The sequence below is a fragment of the Weissella confusa genome (genome assembly GCF_004766315.1).
GTDB lineage: Bacteria > Bacillota > Bacilli > Lactobacillales > Lactobacillaceae > Weissella > Weissella confusa_A.
Map to the genome: position 1 here is coordinate 37953 of NZ_PVSN01000003.1, position 14146 is coordinate 52098.

17 protein-coding genes are annotated in these 14146 nt (G+C 44.9%); 14 read left to right on the plus strand and 3 right to left on the minus strand.

Going from position 1 to position 14146, the window contains the following annotated elements:
* The 8 genes from C6P11_RS11140 (at position 1) to C6P11_RS00390 (ending at position 6269) form a co-directional block, all read left to right on the plus strand.
* A complete protein-coding gene (locus C6P11_RS11140) occupies positions 1–264 on the plus strand; it encodes an EamA family transporter (RefSeq protein ID WP_280950168.1) in 264 nt (87 codons plus the stop codon).
* Positions 218–883, plus strand: a complete 666-nt coding sequence (locus tag C6P11_RS11145) for a DMT family transporter (RefSeq protein ID WP_280950169.1) — start codon at positions 218–220, stop codon at positions 881–883. The genes C6P11_RS11140 and C6P11_RS11145 overlap by 47 nt, the downstream gene beginning before the upstream one ends.
* A gap of 152 nt (positions 884–1035) precedes the next feature.
* Positions 1036–2166, plus strand: coding sequence for a lipase family protein (locus tag C6P11_RS00365; protein WP_135517919.1), 1131 nt, complete (start codon positions 1036–1038; stop codon positions 2164–2166).
* Positions 2163–2783: a DedA family protein gene (locus C6P11_RS00370; RefSeq protein ID WP_135517920.1), complete on the plus strand. Its 621-nt coding sequence runs from the start codon at positions 2163–2165 to the stop codon at positions 2781–2783. Before C6P11_RS00365 ends, C6P11_RS00370 begins: the two co-directional genes overlap by 4 nt.
* Positions 2784–2840: 57 nt before the next feature.
* Complete coding sequence (locus tag C6P11_RS00375) at positions 2841–3332, plus strand: NUDIX domain-containing protein (RefSeq protein ID WP_135517921.1); 492 nt, start codon at positions 2841–2843, stop codon at positions 3330–3332.
* Between the two features lie 162 nt (positions 3333–3494).
* The gene (locus C6P11_RS00380; protein WP_135517922.1) at positions 3495–4088 is read left to right on the plus strand and encodes a MarR family winged helix-turn-helix transcriptional regulator; all 594 of its coding nucleotides are present in this window, start codon (positions 3495–3497) and stop codon (positions 4086–4088) included.
* 32 nt (positions 4089–4120) lie between these two features.
* The gene (locus C6P11_RS00385) at positions 4121–5887 is read left to right on the plus strand and encodes an ABC transporter ATP-binding protein (protein ID WP_135517923.1); all 1767 of its coding nucleotides are present in this window, start codon (positions 4121–4123) and stop codon (positions 5885–5887) included.
* A 178-nt stretch (positions 5888–6065) separates the two neighbouring features.
* A complete protein-coding gene (locus tag C6P11_RS00390; protein ID WP_135517924.1) occupies positions 6066–6269 on the plus strand; it encodes a hypothetical protein in 204 nt (67 codons plus the stop codon).
* A 129-nt stretch (positions 6270–6398) separates the two neighbouring features.
* On the opposite strand, the gene C6P11_RS00395 is transcribed toward C6P11_RS00390, so the two are convergent.
* Positions 6399–7256, minus strand: coding sequence for an aldo/keto reductase (locus C6P11_RS00395; RefSeq protein ID WP_135517925.1), 858 nt, complete (start codon positions 7254–7256; stop codon positions 6399–6401).
* Positions 7257–7427: 171 nt separating this feature from the next.
* Here C6P11_RS00395 and C6P11_RS00400 point away from each other — a divergent pair, with 171 nt between their 5' ends.
* The 3 genes from C6P11_RS00400 (at position 7428) to C6P11_RS00410 (ending at position 9508) form a co-directional block, all read left to right on the plus strand.
* Positions 7428–8012 (plus strand): TetR/AcrR family transcriptional regulator, encoded by a 585-nt coding sequence (locus C6P11_RS00400; RefSeq protein ID WP_135517926.1) that lies wholly within the window; start codon positions 7428–7430, stop codon positions 8010–8012.
* A gap of 76 nt (positions 8013–8088) precedes the next feature.
* The gene (locus C6P11_RS00405) at positions 8089–8739 is read left to right on the plus strand and encodes an ABC transporter ATP-binding protein (RefSeq protein ID WP_135517927.1); all 651 of its coding nucleotides are present in this window, start codon (positions 8089–8091) and stop codon (positions 8737–8739) included.
* Positions 8732–9508, plus strand: coding sequence for an ABC transporter permease (locus tag C6P11_RS00410; protein WP_135517928.1), 777 nt, complete (start codon positions 8732–8734; stop codon positions 9506–9508). Before C6P11_RS00405 ends, C6P11_RS00410 begins: the two co-directional genes overlap by 8 nt.
* A 57-nt stretch (positions 9509–9565) precedes the next feature.
* Here C6P11_RS00410 and C6P11_RS00415 read toward each other — a convergent pair whose 3' ends face one another.
* Together C6P11_RS00415 and C6P11_RS00420 are read right to left on the minus strand one after the other, a co-directional pair.
* On the minus strand, positions 9566–10306 hold the full coding sequence (locus C6P11_RS00415) for an amino acid ABC transporter ATP-binding protein (protein WP_135517929.1): 741 nt from the start codon (positions 10304–10306) through the stop codon (positions 9566–9568).
* A 6-nt stretch (positions 10307–10312) separates the two neighbouring features.
* The gene (locus C6P11_RS00420) at positions 10313–11014 is read right to left on the minus strand and encodes an amino acid ABC transporter permease (RefSeq protein ID WP_056972846.1); all 702 of its coding nucleotides are present in this window, start codon (positions 11012–11014) and stop codon (positions 10313–10315) included.
* Between the two features lie 525 nt (positions 11015–11539).
* Here C6P11_RS00420 and C6P11_RS00425 point away from each other — a divergent pair.
* The 3 genes from C6P11_RS00425 (at position 11540) to C6P11_RS00435 (ending at position 13622) form a co-directional block, all read left to right on the plus strand.
* Positions 11540–12211: a transporter substrate-binding domain-containing protein gene (locus C6P11_RS00425; protein WP_135517930.1), complete on the plus strand. Its 672-nt coding sequence runs from the start codon at positions 11540–11542 to the stop codon at positions 12209–12211.
* A gap of 272 nt (positions 12212–12483) precedes the next feature.
* Positions 12484–13284 carry a transporter substrate-binding domain-containing protein gene (locus C6P11_RS00430; RefSeq protein ID WP_135517931.1) on the plus strand — a complete coding sequence of 267 codons (801 nt, stop codon included), beginning with the start codon at positions 12484–12486 and terminating at the stop codon, positions 13282–13284.
* 62 nt (positions 13285–13346) lie between these two features.
* Positions 13347–13622, plus strand: a complete 276-nt coding sequence (locus tag C6P11_RS00435) for an acylphosphatase (protein WP_135517932.1) — start codon at positions 13347–13349, stop codon at positions 13620–13622.
* Positions 13623–14146 lie beyond the last annotated feature (524 nt).

Genomic DNA, 14146 nt, shown 5'->3' on the forward strand with positions numbered 1-14146 from the left:
GTGAGTAAGCAGTGGTATGTGGGGATGGCTGCTGGTGGTGCCTTGTTCTGGGGTATCAATGGTATCTTGTCGAATATGTTATTCGATCGGATTGCGATTTCCCCAGATTGGTTAACGACCGCTCGTTTGTTAATCTCAGGTGTCGCGTTGCTGTTGTATTCGTTGATTCGCCGGCAAAATATTTTTTGCGATTTGGCGTCAACCGAAGAACGCCGTCTTGTTAGTATCGTTTGGGTTGGTTGGGGTGTATTTTGCCCAGTCTAATTTTGTGCGAACGTTGTACTACGGTAACGCAGCGGTTGCGACGGTGTTGCAGTATATGGCGCCAGCTTTGATTGTTATTTTTTTGGCGCTATTTCGTCGCAGGTGGCCACAACGACAAGAATTAATCGCAGTAATTCTGTCATTAGTGGGGATTGTGTTGTTGGTAACCAATGGTAATCTGGCGCAATTGCAAATCTCTGAGAAGACATTATTCTTTGGAATTTTGTCAGCGTTGGGATTGGTCGCCTACACGTTGATACCGGGATCTTTGTTGGCTGAAAACGATGCTATCGTTGTTGTTGGTTGGGGGATGTTTATGGGTGGTTTGGCCGCTAATTTTGTGGCGCCCCTTTATCACCCGGCTTATCATTTTGATATGCTCGACTTGATATTGCTGTTCTTTATTGTGGTGTTTGGGTCGATTGTTGCGTTTGTCTGGTATATTGCGAGTTTGCGTAAGGTGGCCCCAGAAACAGTGGGGATGCTTGGCATGTTAGAGCCATTAAGTGCGACTGTCTTATCAGCGCTCGTGTTGGGAGTGTCATTCCATGCCTTCCAAGTAGTTGGGATTGTCATGACACTCGGTGCGATTTTGATTATGAATGTCGCTAAGAAGTGACGAAATGCTTGTGGAGTTAATGCTCTGCAAGCGTTTTTTTGTCTGTACAGCAATGTTTCTTCATGTTTTTAGAATACAAATCGAGTAGACTGAAGGGTAACAAGTGACGTTTTTAAAATGACAGTGACGTAATTAGTAGTGGGGGTAATGAAATGACTGTTTTAACATTTACAACAAGTAATCTTCAGGGGCGTTTGCCGGAAGCCCGAGAGATGGACGTACCATATAGTGATGCGCTTTTTAACAATAATCCGGCTGAGTACCAACATGATTTGGCGCGAGTTAGTGCTGTGATGGATGGGTCAACGTACACGCGTGATAGCCAAGTGGCCGGACCAGGTTATACAACTGAAAATTTGCGTGCCTTGGGCTTTAAGACAGAGTCACACGGCTATCATGTGCTTGATGATCCGAATAATGTCGCTTTCACGCTAGGTTATAAGCGTGTTGGCGCCAATAATTTGTTTGCGGTGATTATCCGTGGGACGCCACAAAACGCGGAATGGTCGGGCGATTTCATGATTGGTGACGAAGATGCACCAGGAATGGATAACATGATTTATATCGGCCAAAAGATTGCAGCGCAGTTGCATGATTATGTGATGCAATTCGACAACGTTGGTCAGGAAAATATCTTCTGGGTAACCGGGCATTCTCGTGGCGGTAGTGCGACAGAAGTGCTGGGAAAGTTGTTGATCGATGCTGGGGAGGAACACGTTTTTGCCTATGCATTTGCGCCAACGACAACGTACAAGACGGTTGCTAACGTTGATTATGCGGTGAAGTATGATGCAGTGCATGCCATTATCAATCCGCTAGATGTTGCCCCAACATTTCCATTGGTCCAGTGGGGCTTCACACACATTGGTCAGCAACATATGCTGCCAGTATCAGCATTGTCTGAAGTTGCCAAGGAATATGAGCGCATTAATGGGGTGCCATTTAAGGGCGATGCCCAGCAAGATGCGGACATGTTGGAACGTGGTTTGCAACTATACTATGCGTTGGCATCAAGTGTGCATGACTTTTACCATGCGACGACACCTTGGTGGGACGGACAAACGATGACGCCATATCAATGGGTGCAGGATATGATGATGGCACCACAAGGGCTGGAAATCCCTGAGCGAACGGCGAATGTGATGGCATATGCAAAGACACATCCGGTGTATGCAAAGTTGTTCGAGCATATGGCGAATGGTGGCATGGCATCATATGAGCACACGATCACCACATATATCAGTTTCATGGCTGTCTTACCAGATGATTGGGTTAAGTCATGATTGAATTAGCAGATGTTATTTCGGTTATCCAAAATCCGATTGTTTTTATCCGACCGATAATGGACAATCCGTGGCTGGTGTATCCAGTACTTTGGGCGATTGTGGCACTAGAAAGTTATTTCGTTCTCTTCGCGTGGATGCCGGCGGAAACAACTATGTTTCTGGCCGGTAGTTTAGCGGCCCATCCAGATATCCCAATCGAGCTGTGGTTGCTATGGATTGACTATTTGCCAATGGTGTATCTTGGCTGGCAGGCGAAGTATAAGCGTGGTCGCAAGCACAAAATTAAGAATGCCCGCATGGACGATACAGTCGCGTTCTTTAACAGTCATGCATCCCTAGCGATGCTATTTGGCCGGTATATTCCAGTGCTGGGTATTTTTATTCCAATTATCGCCGGTGAAAGTCAGTGTGCAGCTGACCGTTTTAAAAACCAGAATATGGCGGGGACTTTAATTTGGGTGCTTGGATCAACCGTAATTGGCTTCTTTTTGGGATCGGTGCCGTTTTTCCAACAACATTTTTCAATCTTGATTGTCGGTATCATTATTGTGCCGGCTGGCCTTTACTACCTCGTTAACTTTGTGAATAGCTTTTTCCAGCATATGCGTGGATAACGTGTTGCATTATCTCCTTAACGTGGAATAATGGGTGGTGAAAAGAGGGCGAATCATATGGCAGAGAAAAATTACATCGCACGTATGCGCGAAAAAGTTGGTCATGAAGGCATGATTTTTAACACGGTATTCGGTGTGTTATGGCAGGCGGATCGTTCAGCAATCTTATTAGAGAAACGTTCTGATATTCAAAAAGGCTGGGGCTTTCCAGGTGGCTATATTGAATACGGTGAAACGCCACAGGAAGCGATTGTACGCGAATTCAAAGAAGAAACGGGGCTTGATGTGCGTGTGAAGCGTTTGCTCGGTGTATCGTCTGAAATCGTCACTGAGAACCGCTGGGGTGATGCGCAAGAAACGATTGCAATGGGTTTTGAAGTTGAAGCGGTTGGTGGCAAGCTGCGTGAAGATGGTGAGGAAACATTGGTTGTTTCATACGTACCGGTGAGCCCTGAACCCGAGATGTTTGTGCCCCAGGCGCAAAAGACAGTTCACCAAGTAATTAATGATAATGAAGCTTCCGAGGTTGTTTGGCTACGTGAAGATTAAGCGAAGGTCGCACTCAAATGGGTGCGACCTTTTTAATGTCAAAATTAATTAATTAGTTAGTTTGTGTTGACTTAACCTAACTAACGGTTTATACTTCTTTTTCGTTAGGTTGGTTGTTGTAAACCTAACTAATTAACTAATGACATTTGAGGTAAAAATAAAATGTCAGATGAAACACAAGATTTGATGGAATCGTTCAGCCGTTTGATGCACTCGCGCTTCTTTATGGCAGCGATGTCAATGAACATGCGTACTAAGCGCGGTAGTGATAAGGAATTGGGTCGTGGTCGTTTGCGCTTGTTGGCTTTGTTGAACAAGGAAGATGGCTTAACGAATGCGGAGATCGCAGAAAAGTTGGATATTCGTCCTAGCTCAGTGAGCGCGCAAGTGACGAGCTTGGTGGAGACGGGGATGATTGAACGTCGTGCTTCTGAGAATGATGGCCGTGTTTCACTTATTTTCATTACAGATGCCGGTAAGGAGACGCTGGCTGGTTTGCATAACGGTAATGACGAAATGAGTGAACGTGCTTTATCAGTGCTAACTCAAGCCGAGCAGGCACAGTTGAAGGACATGTTGCGTCGCATCGCAGCCAATACTGAGGACATTGAAATGGATCCTGAGATGCTCCGCGATGCGTTTGGACCATTCGCTGAGCGTTTCCAAAACATGGATTTCACTGACCGCCGTGAAATGCGCAAGGAGATGCACAAGATGCACCACGACTTGCACAAGGGCTTCAAGGGTTGGTTCTAACCGATAAGAGATAAGAGATAAGAGGCAGAGAGATGGATCGTGGACAAAACGTTGAAACGGAAGCATTTCAACGACCAGAAAAGTTTGATATGAAGGCATTTATGCGTTTGATTCGTCAAACAAAACCAGCCTATTGGCAACTAGGACTGGGCCTAGGATTAGGCGTGATTGCGACGGGCATTCAGTTGGCCGTGCCACATTTTGCGGGTGATTTGATTAACGGGTTTGGTAAGTCGATTGATAAAACATTGCTCGTCAGTGTGATTGGTATGTTTATCTTGAGCGCGGTAATTAGCGCCTTATCAGGAACTGTTTTGGGAATCTTTGGCGAAAACGTGGTTAGTCGTTTGCGTAATACCTTGTGGGACAAACTAATTCGTTTGCGCGTCACCTATTTTGATGAAACCAAAGCGGGCGAAATGACGTCGCGTTTGATTAATGATTCAACGCAAATTAAAGACTTATTGGCAAACTCATTCCCTCGTATGATTACGTCTTTGCTAACAGTGGTGGGTGCGTTGACGCTGATGGTCTTGAAGGACTGGCGCATGACGGAGATTATGGCATTGGCAATTCCGTTGGTGATGTTGGTGATGTTGCCAGTGATGCGCCAATCACACAAGGTTGGTCGTGATCGTCAAAATTCATTAGCTGACTTTAATGGCGCAGCCGGTGAGACGCTAAGCGAAATTCGTTTGGTGAAGTCATCTAACGCGGAACCGTTTGAAACGGAAAAGGGCCACACAACGATCCAATCTTTGTACAAGATTGGCTTGCGTGAAGCCGTGTATGATTCCGTGGCCGGTCCATTGATGACGGCGGTTATGATGGGATTATTTGTTGGTGTATTGGCCTATGGTGCTCACCGTGTGTCACAAGGCACGATGACGATGGGAACGATGTTCTCATTCTTGATGTACCTATTCCAATTGCTGGGCCCATCAGCAACGCTGGGTCAATTCTTCTCAGATTTGGCTAAGGCCAGTGGTTCGACAGAACGTGTTCAAGCCTTGTTGGCAGAGCCTGAAGAAGATTTGACGTCTGGTGTCGACGTTGATGTTGAAGGACAAACGTTGGCGATGAACCATGTTGATTTTGCCTATGATGACAGCAAGAACATCTTGAGCGACGTATCGTTTGAGGCTCAACCAAATACAGTTGTAGCGTTTGCTGGACCTTCAGGTGGTGGTAAGTCAACCATCTTTAGTTTGCTTGAGCGTTACTACATGCCAACGGCTGGTGAAATCATGATTGGTAGTCATGATGTGGCGGATGTGAATTTGGCTAATTGGCGTGAACAAATTGGGTTCGTTAGCCAGGATTCAGCGATTATGGCTGGAACCATCCGCCATAATTTGACGTATGGTCTAACGGGTGATTACTCAGATGATGATTTGTGGCGTGTGTTGGGACTAGCATTTGCTGAAAAGTTCGTGCGTGACATGCCAGCTGGCCTGGACACTGAAGTTGGTGAACGTGGTGTTAAGGTGTCTGGTGGACAACGTCAACGTTTGGCAATCGCGCGTGCGTTCTTGCGTAATCCAAAGATTTTGATGTTGGATGAAGCGACGGCAAGTTTGGATTCAGAATCTGAAGCAATGGTGCAAAAGGCTTTGGAATCTTTGATGAAGGGTCGCACGACGTTGGTGATTGCACACCGTTTGAGCACAATTGTAGATGCCGACAAGATTTACTTTATCGAACATGGGACGGTAAGTGGCGCTGGTACGCACAAGGAATTTGTTGCCAACCACGACTTGTATCGTGAGTACGTTGATACACAATTCAATCAAGATTAATATGATTTTGCAGGCGGGTGTAGATGATTACACTCACTTTTTGTTTCATGTGGAACAAAATTAGTTAACTTAGGTATCTTTTATTGTGGACGACTTTTTCCTTTCGCTCTTGAATAAAAGTAAGTAACGGTTATAATAAATACTCGTGTGAGATTTATATTTGTGAGAGGTTTGAATAATGCAAGAGATGAAGTATGTGATGTCAGCAAAGGCGTCAGCTATTGCCGCTATCGTAACGATTGCTGTGTTTGCAGCATTGATGTTGCTATTTAGCGCTGAGGGCAACGCCTCAACGTGGGAAGTTGAGTTAGATGTTGTTCTAGCCGTTGTTGCTTTGTTGGCCGTAGGCGTCGGTACAGTCGCTTTTGGTTTTAAGAAGTAATCATATATCAATATCGTTGGGTGGTTGGTGAGAGAACCACCTGACGAGCAAGAAATCATTCAATTGAATCATTCCTTACAGACAAAAACGCCCCTAACTTTTCAGTTAGGGGCGTTTTGTTATGCATAATTAGAAGTTTGTCTTGTCAGCGTCGTTGTGCGTACCAGCAACACCTTCAAGCTTGTCCAACGTTGCCATGTCTTCAGCAGACAACTCAAAGTCAAAGAGTTGACCGTTTTCAACGATACGCTCCTTGTGCGTTGACTTTGGCAATGGCAAGAAGCCGTGTTGCAATGACCAGCGCAATGCAACTTGGGCAACTGACTTGTTGTACTTGTCGGCAACTTCTTGAATTGCAGCGACCGTCAACATCTTACCCGTTCCCAATGGTGAGTAAGCTTCAGTCAAAACGTTGTGGTCGTTGTTGAAGGCAACGATTTCGGCTTCCATGTCAGAAGGGTTAACGAACAATTGGTTAACCATAGGCGTAACCTTAGCCGTCTTCAACAATTCTTCGAAGTGGTGTACTTGGAAGTTTGAGATACCGATTGCACGGACCTTACCAGCCTCGTAGGCTTCTTCCATCGCACGCCAAGTCTCAGCATTAGCTTCGGCCCAGTTTTCGCGGTTAGCCTTTGGGTTTGGCCAGTGGATCAAGTACAAGTCCAAGTACTCCAAGTCCAAGCGCTTCAACGTGTCTTCCAAAGCTTGCTTAGCTGACTCGTATCCGTGCATGTCGTTCCACAACTTTGACGTTACGAAGATATCTTCGCGGGCAATGCCTGAATCCTTCAAAGCACGTCCGATTGATTCTTCGTTACCGTAAGCAGCGGCCGTATCGATGTGACGGTAGCCGGCAGCCAAAGCATCCAACGTGCTTTGGTAGGCCACATCACCATCAGGCGTTTGCCAAGTTCCGAATCCCACAACGGGGATCTTAACACCGTTTGAAAGCGTGTAAGTATCAGTCAATGATGAAATAGTCATTAAATTTCACACTCCTATTAAATTGATTAGGTGCATCGACGTGTAACGTTACTAAATAAAAATAAGTTACACAACTACTCCTTAATGATAACAAAAATATTGAGAAGTTTAAAAAATTAGGCACTTTTTTAAGGTTCGGCTATAATAAACAACAGAACGGAGGTGAACGCCATGGCGAAAGTGACGACAGAGTCCATTTTTGATGCCGCACGAGCAGTTCTCGACGAAAAGGGTTTTGAAAAGTCACGATTAGCTGACGTTGCCCGAAAGTTGGATATTACGCCGGCGGCTTTGTACAAGCATTTTGCGAATAAAGAGGCGCTTTTTGAAGCGATGAATACGGCTTGGCTGGAGCAAGTTGATGGTCCGGTTTGGGAAGCGAATGTTCGCGCACCTGAAGAAGAGCGTGTCACAGCCTTGCACGATTGGTTGTGGTTGTTGGCATCACGTCGACGCGAAGGATTTAGCCGTGAGCCTGAGATGATGGCTTTTTACGAAGAACAATTGGCTAACCGAGATGTGTTGCTTGATCCACGTTTGCAGGATTTTGCGCTGGCCGTGGAAAACATCATGGCCTGGGATACATTCCGTAATCAGCGTGGCATGACTATCATGCAGACATTTACATATTTCTATCACCCATTTTTTGCAGACAAGTGGGATGATAATTTGTTTAAAACATTGTTCGAAACAACGTGGCAAGAAATCTTGCCAGTTGTGGAGCAAGGAATTGTCTTAAATGAAGAAGAAAATTGATTAAAAAGCGTTGGTGCCAGGTGCATCGGCGCTTTTTGGTTTACAATGTCATTAGGTTTAATGTGGGGGGATAGTCATGACAACGTTAGAATTGAAACATGTTAATTATCTGGTAGATGGCCGGACGATTTTGAAAGACTTAAATTTGAAGCTTTCATCTGGTGATTGGGTGACGGTAGTGGGGCCGTCAGGAACAGGTAAAAGTACACTATTGAAGATTATCGCTGGGCTGCAAGATGCCACTGATGGTGAGGTCGTGTTGGATGATACCAGTACGACAACTATGCCAATCGGAACGGTGCGCCAACAAATTTCATACGCGACGCAATCGGCCCAACTATTTGGTGAGACGGTGCGTGATAATTTAGATTTTCCGTTTTTGGTGCGCCAAGAAACGGTGAATGAAGCCACCCAACGTGATGGTTTGGTGAAGATGGGCTTGCCTGAGTCTTATCTTGATAAGGCAGTTTCAGAATTGTCAGGTGGTGAACGCCAACGTATTGGTGTGCTGCGCAATTTGCTATTTCCACCAAAGGTTTTGTTATTAGATGAAATTTCAACTGGTTTGGATAGTGAAACGAAGCAAGCAATTTGGCAAGCTATTCACGCTTTACATGACCGCGAGCATAACATTGTCTTGTCAGTCACGCACGATGAGCAAGAAATCGCTGAAGCACAAACTGTGTTGACGTTGCACGAGGGTGAGGGGGTGTTGACGCATGAATAGTCAAATTAATGTTAGCAACTGGTCGCTCGCCCTTGCGTTTGTGTTAGTTGTTATCTCATCGGGGATTAGTTATCGTCAGAAATTAGGACTCGAAAAGGATACGATTATTTCGGTTGCCCGCGCGATTATCCAACTGATTATTGTTGGGTACCTATTGAAGTTTATCTTCAACTTGGATAACTGGTTGGTCACAATTGTGATGCAACTATTCATTGTTTATAATGCTGCCCGCAATGGAAAGAAGCGTAGCCAAGGGATTCCTGGTGCGTTCTATATCTCTTGGTGGGGCTTGCTCCTATCAACGACAGTGACAATGAGTATCTTGGTTTTGACGGGCGTTCTGAAATTCGAACCTTATCAAATGATTCCAGTCACAGGTATGGTTGCCGGAAACTCAATGACGGCGGTCGGACTGGTTTATCGTAGTTTGAATCAACAATTCCGTGATCAACAAGGTCAAGTCTTTGAGCGTTTGGCCTTGGGTGGTTCGCCTAAGCTTGCTGCTAATAGCATTGTGCATGAGGCTATCCGTACTGGTATGCAACCAACAATTGATACGGTGCGTACGTATGGTTTGGTGTCATTGCCAGGTATGATGTCTGGTTTGATTATGGCGGGTGTTGATCCAATTCACGCCATTAAGTATCAAATCATGGTTGTGTTCATGTTGCTTTCAGCGACCGGTATTTCATCCGTTTTTGCTAGTTTCATGGCCTACCGCAAGTTCTTTAATGAACGTTGGCAACTACAATTGCCAGTTAAGAAGTAACAAAAAGCCTTCGAGAAATTTTTCTCGAAGGCTTTTTGTTTCACGTGAAACACGTGATTAATCTTCAAATTTGAATGCGTTTAGGAAGTGCTTGATACGGTCAGTTGGCTCACTGAAGAACTCAGCTGGTGTACCATCAAACACAATTTCACCATCTTCCAAGAACAACATGCGATCGGCTGCTTCACGTGCGAATTCCATGTTGTGTGTCACGATAATCATTGATTGGTCATCCTTTGCCAAACCATTCAAGACACGCAAAACTTGTGCTTCCAATTCAGGGTCCAAGGCAGAGGTTGGCTCATCAAGCAAAAGATAATCAGGTGACATCGCCAAAGCACGGGCGATAGCAACACGTTGCGTTTGACCACCAGATAGTTGGTAAGGGTAACGATCAGCCGTGTTATCCAAATTAACAGCTTGTAGCAACTCGTGCGCCTTTGCGATTGCCTCGGCCTTGTTTTGCTTCAAGACGTGCACGGGCGCCTCAATAATGTTACCTAAGATTGTTAGGTGATCAAACATACGTGGTTGTTGGAAAACCATACCAGTCTTGCGACGAACCCAAAGCAACGTCTCAGTTGTGATTGGTTGGCTCAAATCAATCGTACGATCATCCAACGTGTACAAACCTGAATCGGGGTGCTCTAGCAGGTTAAGTGAGCGAAGCAACGTTGACTTACCTGAACCAGAAGGTCCGACAATAACCGTCGCTTCATGTGGATTGAACGTCACGTTGATATCTTTTAGCGCATGGTGTTCAGCGTATTGCTTATCAATGTGTTCTAACTTCAACATAATTAATTACCCTTGTACCTTTACGAAACGATCAGCCCATCGTTGGATGTAGCGTTGTGGAATAGACAAAATTGAGACGAATAGTGCGTAAATTGCAGCGACTAGCAAGTACATTTGCAATGGTTCGAAGTTGGCAGCGGCCAATTGTTGTGAGAGGTAGAACATCTCGACAATCGTGACAACAGATGCCAATGACGTATCCTTAACCAAAGAAATGAATGAGTTTGCCAACGTTGGAATTGAAATACGAGCAGCTTGTGGCAGGATGATGCGCAAGAAAATTTGTGAATCAGTCATACCAAGCGCTGCACCAGCTTCGCGTTGTGTATCAGGAATTGATGAAATAGCGGCGCGGATTGCTTCTGAGGCGTATGCGGCCGTGTTCAATGACAATACCCAGATGGCAGCGGCCCATCCAGAAGGAGATAGCCAGCTAATACCCAGCTTAGGCAATCCATAGAAGACCACGAACAATTGGACCAACATTGGTGTTGAACGGAACAACCAAACGTAGAACCAAAGGATGAACTTCAAAATGCGCCAACCAATTGACTTGATACCGGTTGCGTGCGGTACGTATGAACGGAGCATCGCAACAATTGCCGCGATGATAACGGCGATGACAAATGAGATAAGTGCTAGAGGCACAGTGTACTTGATACCCGCCATAATCAATTGTGGGGCATACTTGGCAATAAATTCAAACATGAAGATTCCCTTTCTGAGGATGAGCGCAAAAAAGAGCGCGCCGACAGTTTCTGTGTGACACAGGAAAGGCCTAGCGCGCTCTTCTTAACGGTTCATCGGAATGATAAGTTCACCAAAACGACCTACCGCGAGTAACGCGCTAGGCTGATGCAAGCAACATTAATTTGTGTGTTGATCGTCATCATGGTTAACTTTCCTTCCGTCTTTTTTAATTAGTCTTTGTTGTGTTTCATTTTAGAGACATCACTGACTAAATGCAAGCGTTTTAGGATAAGAAATTCTCGGCGCTGAATTAAATAAACATTAAAAAGGTATTTGACAACCATGGCAAAGTGGGTTTATGCTATGCAACATACTTTTTGAAAGGGCGTAAGATAATTATGCAAAAGCACAGCTTTAACGGGATTAAGCTAGTCGCAGCGGTATTTGCCGCAGGAACATTGTTGAGCGCCGGGGTGTGTAACCGCTAATGCGGATTCTACTAAGAACCTCGGCCTCCTTCACAAGGATCAACTGACTGTTGGTTTGGAAGGTACGTATGCACCATATTCATACCGTACTGATTCAGGTAAGCTAACGGGAATTGATGTGGATATGGCCAAGGAAATTGGTAAGAAGATGGGAGTTAAGGTCGCCTTCGTACCAACAAAGTGGGATTCACTGGTTGCAGGTCTACAAGACCACAAATACGATATCATTTTGAATGATATGGGTGTGACGCCAGCACGTATGAAGGTGTTCCGTTATGGTTCGGAATACATTTATACTGGGGGAGTTGTCGTTACGAAGAAGGATTCAGGTATCAAGCAAGTTACTGATATCAAGGGCAAGAAGACTGCTCAATCAGCAATTGGTAACTATGTGAAGTACGCCGAGAAGCTAGGATCTACAAATGTTGCTGTACCAGGATTTGCTGAAGCGATTGCCACGGTTGAAAACGGGCATGCAGACGCAACTTTGAATGATGCAGTAGCCTGGGGAGTTTACAAGAAGGCGCACCCTGATACGGATTTGATTGCCATCCCTTCACCATCAAAGTACATGCCTGCAACTGGGGCTGCACCTATGATGAACAAGAAGTCTGTTGCCCTTGATAAGGCAGTTACGAAGGCTGAGCACGAGCTTCGTAAGGAAGGCATGATGAAGAAGATTTCAGAAAAGTATTTGGATGCTGATTACAGTAATCCAATTAAGTAAGATTTAGCATTTGCAATTTAGGGATCGTTTTGGTTATTATTTGAAAGTAACCGAAATGATTCCTTTTTCGTTTGCGCAAATAAAAAGACGCGCATATACTCACTCAACAGAATAAAAGTTGAGGAAGTTAACGATATGATTGTTTCATCAGTTAATTATCGTAAGCGCTACTGGGCAATGCGACTCAATATTGCATTTACTGTGATGTTTGTGACGTATAGTTTGGGATCAACACTAATGATAAATACAGCTATGTAGGCGAGGGTATAAGAATGAACAAGATTATGAAGACGTCTGTTGCATTGGTTGCAGCAGGTATGATTGGCGGTGTTGTCGCATCAGCAACGACTGTTTCAGCAGCATCATACAAGAGTGAATTGAAGACTAAGGGTAAGTTGACCGTTGGTTTGGAAGGAACATACGCACCATTCTCATACCGTAGCGATTCAGGTAAGTTAACTGGATTTGAAGTTGAGTTGGTTAAGGCTGTTGCTAAGAAGATGAAGTTGAAGCCAGTGTTTGTTCAAACAAAGTTCGACTCATTGGTAGCCGGTTTGGATGCTAAGAAGTACGATGTTGTGTTTAACAACATGTCAATCACGCCAGAACGTAAGAAGGCTTACGCATTTGCGCAAGAATACTTGTTCACTGAGTCAGTAATGATCACGAAGAAGGGTTCAAAGATTAAGGATTACAGCGATTTGAAGGGTAAGAAGGCGGCACAAACGTCATCATCTGACTTCGGTCAAGTTGCTACTAAGGCTGGGGCAACGATTGTGTCAGCACCTGGTTTTGCGGAAGCGTTGGACTTGGTTGATTCAGGTAAGGCTGACGTGACGTTGAACTCACAAGATTCATGGGGCGTTTACAAGAAGGCCCACCCAAAGACGGATTTGCAAGCTAAGGTAACGAAGGCTTTGGGTGAGACGACTGCTGCACCTATGCTTGATAAGAAGGATAAGAAGTTGGCCGCTGCAATTACAAAGGCAGAAAAGTCTTTGCAAAAGGATGGCACAATGAAGAAGTTGTCAGAGAAGTACTTCGGTTCTGATTTGACCACTGAGAAGAAGTAAAACGCTATAATAGTCCCATGGATAACCGTTATCCATGGGACTTTTTTGATAGGGGAAAGGCTATGGTAGAAGCAAAAAGCATCGTTGTGACAGGGCGTGTTCAAGGGGTTGGTTTTCGCTATTTTACGAAAATTTTGGCCGATCGTTTGGGTGTTACAGGTGTGGTTTGGAATGCCTCAGATGGCTCTGTTCGAATCGAAGCGCAGGGTGATGAGGTGGCGATGAAGGACTTCGTGAATGGGGTGAGTGTGTCGCCATCACCGTATGGTCGGGTTGATTCGGTTACGTCTGAGGCGATTGATGTGTCGCCAGAACGACGTATTTTTAAGGCAATTTAGCGACGTATACCAATCTGCTTTTTGGGGTCTTAAATCGACCGTTGTGTTAGTTAAAATTTAGTGTTTCAGCTTGACGTTGATCCGCCGCTTTTGGGTTCGGATTGACGTCTTTTTTGTCGCTTTTCGGTGTGTGTTTGAGGTGCTGTTTTGGTTGCTTAAGGTGGTGGATTTTTGGTTGTGTTTGGCTTGCTTTTTGATGGGGATGGTTTGTGCTTTTTGTGCGACTGATCGTTTCGAATGGTGGTGATTTTTGACATTGGTTACCGTCGAAATCTGATATCGTCGTGGGCACCAATATGCAACTAAATGCATAAACTGCATACACGTTTTTGCATATAAATGCATACGGAGTAACCGTGTAAAAAGGCCGCTTTGGTCGTGTGAAAACGTGAAAATCCTTTATATTTTTAACTGAACGCCCCGTTCAACAGATGTAACGTGTAACACGTGTAAACCCTGCTTTAAACGCCTTTGTTTGGCGAAATTGTATAATACAACATAAATATTAAGGCGTGATTTCCCCT

Excerpts from the sequence above, each read along its gene's own strand:
- C6P11_RS00365 (WP_135517919.1), top strand. The coding sequence starts at position 1,036 with ATGACTGTTTTAACATTTACAACAAGTAATCTTCAGGGGCGTTTGCCG.
- C6P11_RS00370 (WP_135517920.1), top strand. The coding sequence starts at position 2,163 with ATGATTGAATTAGCAGATGTTATTTCGGTTATCCAAAATCCGATTGTT.
- C6P11_RS00375 (WP_135517921.1), top strand. The coding sequence starts at position 2,841 with ATGGCAGAGAAAAATTACATCGCACGTATGCGCGAAAAAGTTGGTCAT.
- C6P11_RS00380 (WP_135517922.1), top strand. The coding sequence starts at position 3,495 with ATGTCAGATGAAACACAAGATTTGATGGAATCGTTCAGCCGTTTGATG.
- C6P11_RS00385 (WP_135517923.1), top strand. The coding sequence starts at position 4,121 with ATGGATCGTGGACAAAACGTTGAAACGGAAGCATTTCAACGACCAGAA.
- C6P11_RS00390 (WP_135517924.1), top strand. The coding sequence starts at position 6,066 with ATGCAAGAGATGAAGTATGTGATGTCAGCAAAGGCGTCAGCTATTGCC.
- C6P11_RS00395 (WP_135517925.1), bottom strand. The coding sequence starts at position 7,256 with ATGACTATTTCATCATTGACTGATACTTACACGCTTTCAAACGGTGTT.
- C6P11_RS00400 (WP_135517926.1), top strand. The coding sequence starts at position 7,428 with ATGGCGAAAGTGACGACAGAGTCCATTTTTGATGCCGCACGAGCAGTT.
- C6P11_RS00405 (WP_135517927.1), top strand. The coding sequence starts at position 8,089 with ATGACAACGTTAGAATTGAAACATGTTAATTATCTGGTAGATGGCCGG.
- C6P11_RS00410 (WP_135517928.1), top strand. The coding sequence starts at position 8,732 with ATGAATAGTCAAATTAATGTTAGCAACTGGTCGCTCGCCCTTGCGTTT.
- C6P11_RS00415 (WP_135517929.1), bottom strand. The coding sequence starts at position 10,306 with ATGTTGAAGTTAGAACACATTGATAAGCAATACGCTGAACACCATGCG.
- C6P11_RS00420 (WP_056972846.1), bottom strand. The coding sequence starts at position 11,014 with ATGTTTGAATTTATTGCCAAGTATGCCCCACAATTGATTATGGCGGGT.
- C6P11_RS00430 (WP_135517931.1), top strand. The coding sequence starts at position 12,484 with ATGAACAAGATTATGAAGACGTCTGTTGCATTGGTTGCAGCAGGTATG.
- C6P11_RS00435 (WP_135517932.1), top strand. The coding sequence starts at position 13,347 with ATGGTAGAAGCAAAAAGCATCGTTGTGACAGGGCGTGTTCAAGGGGTT.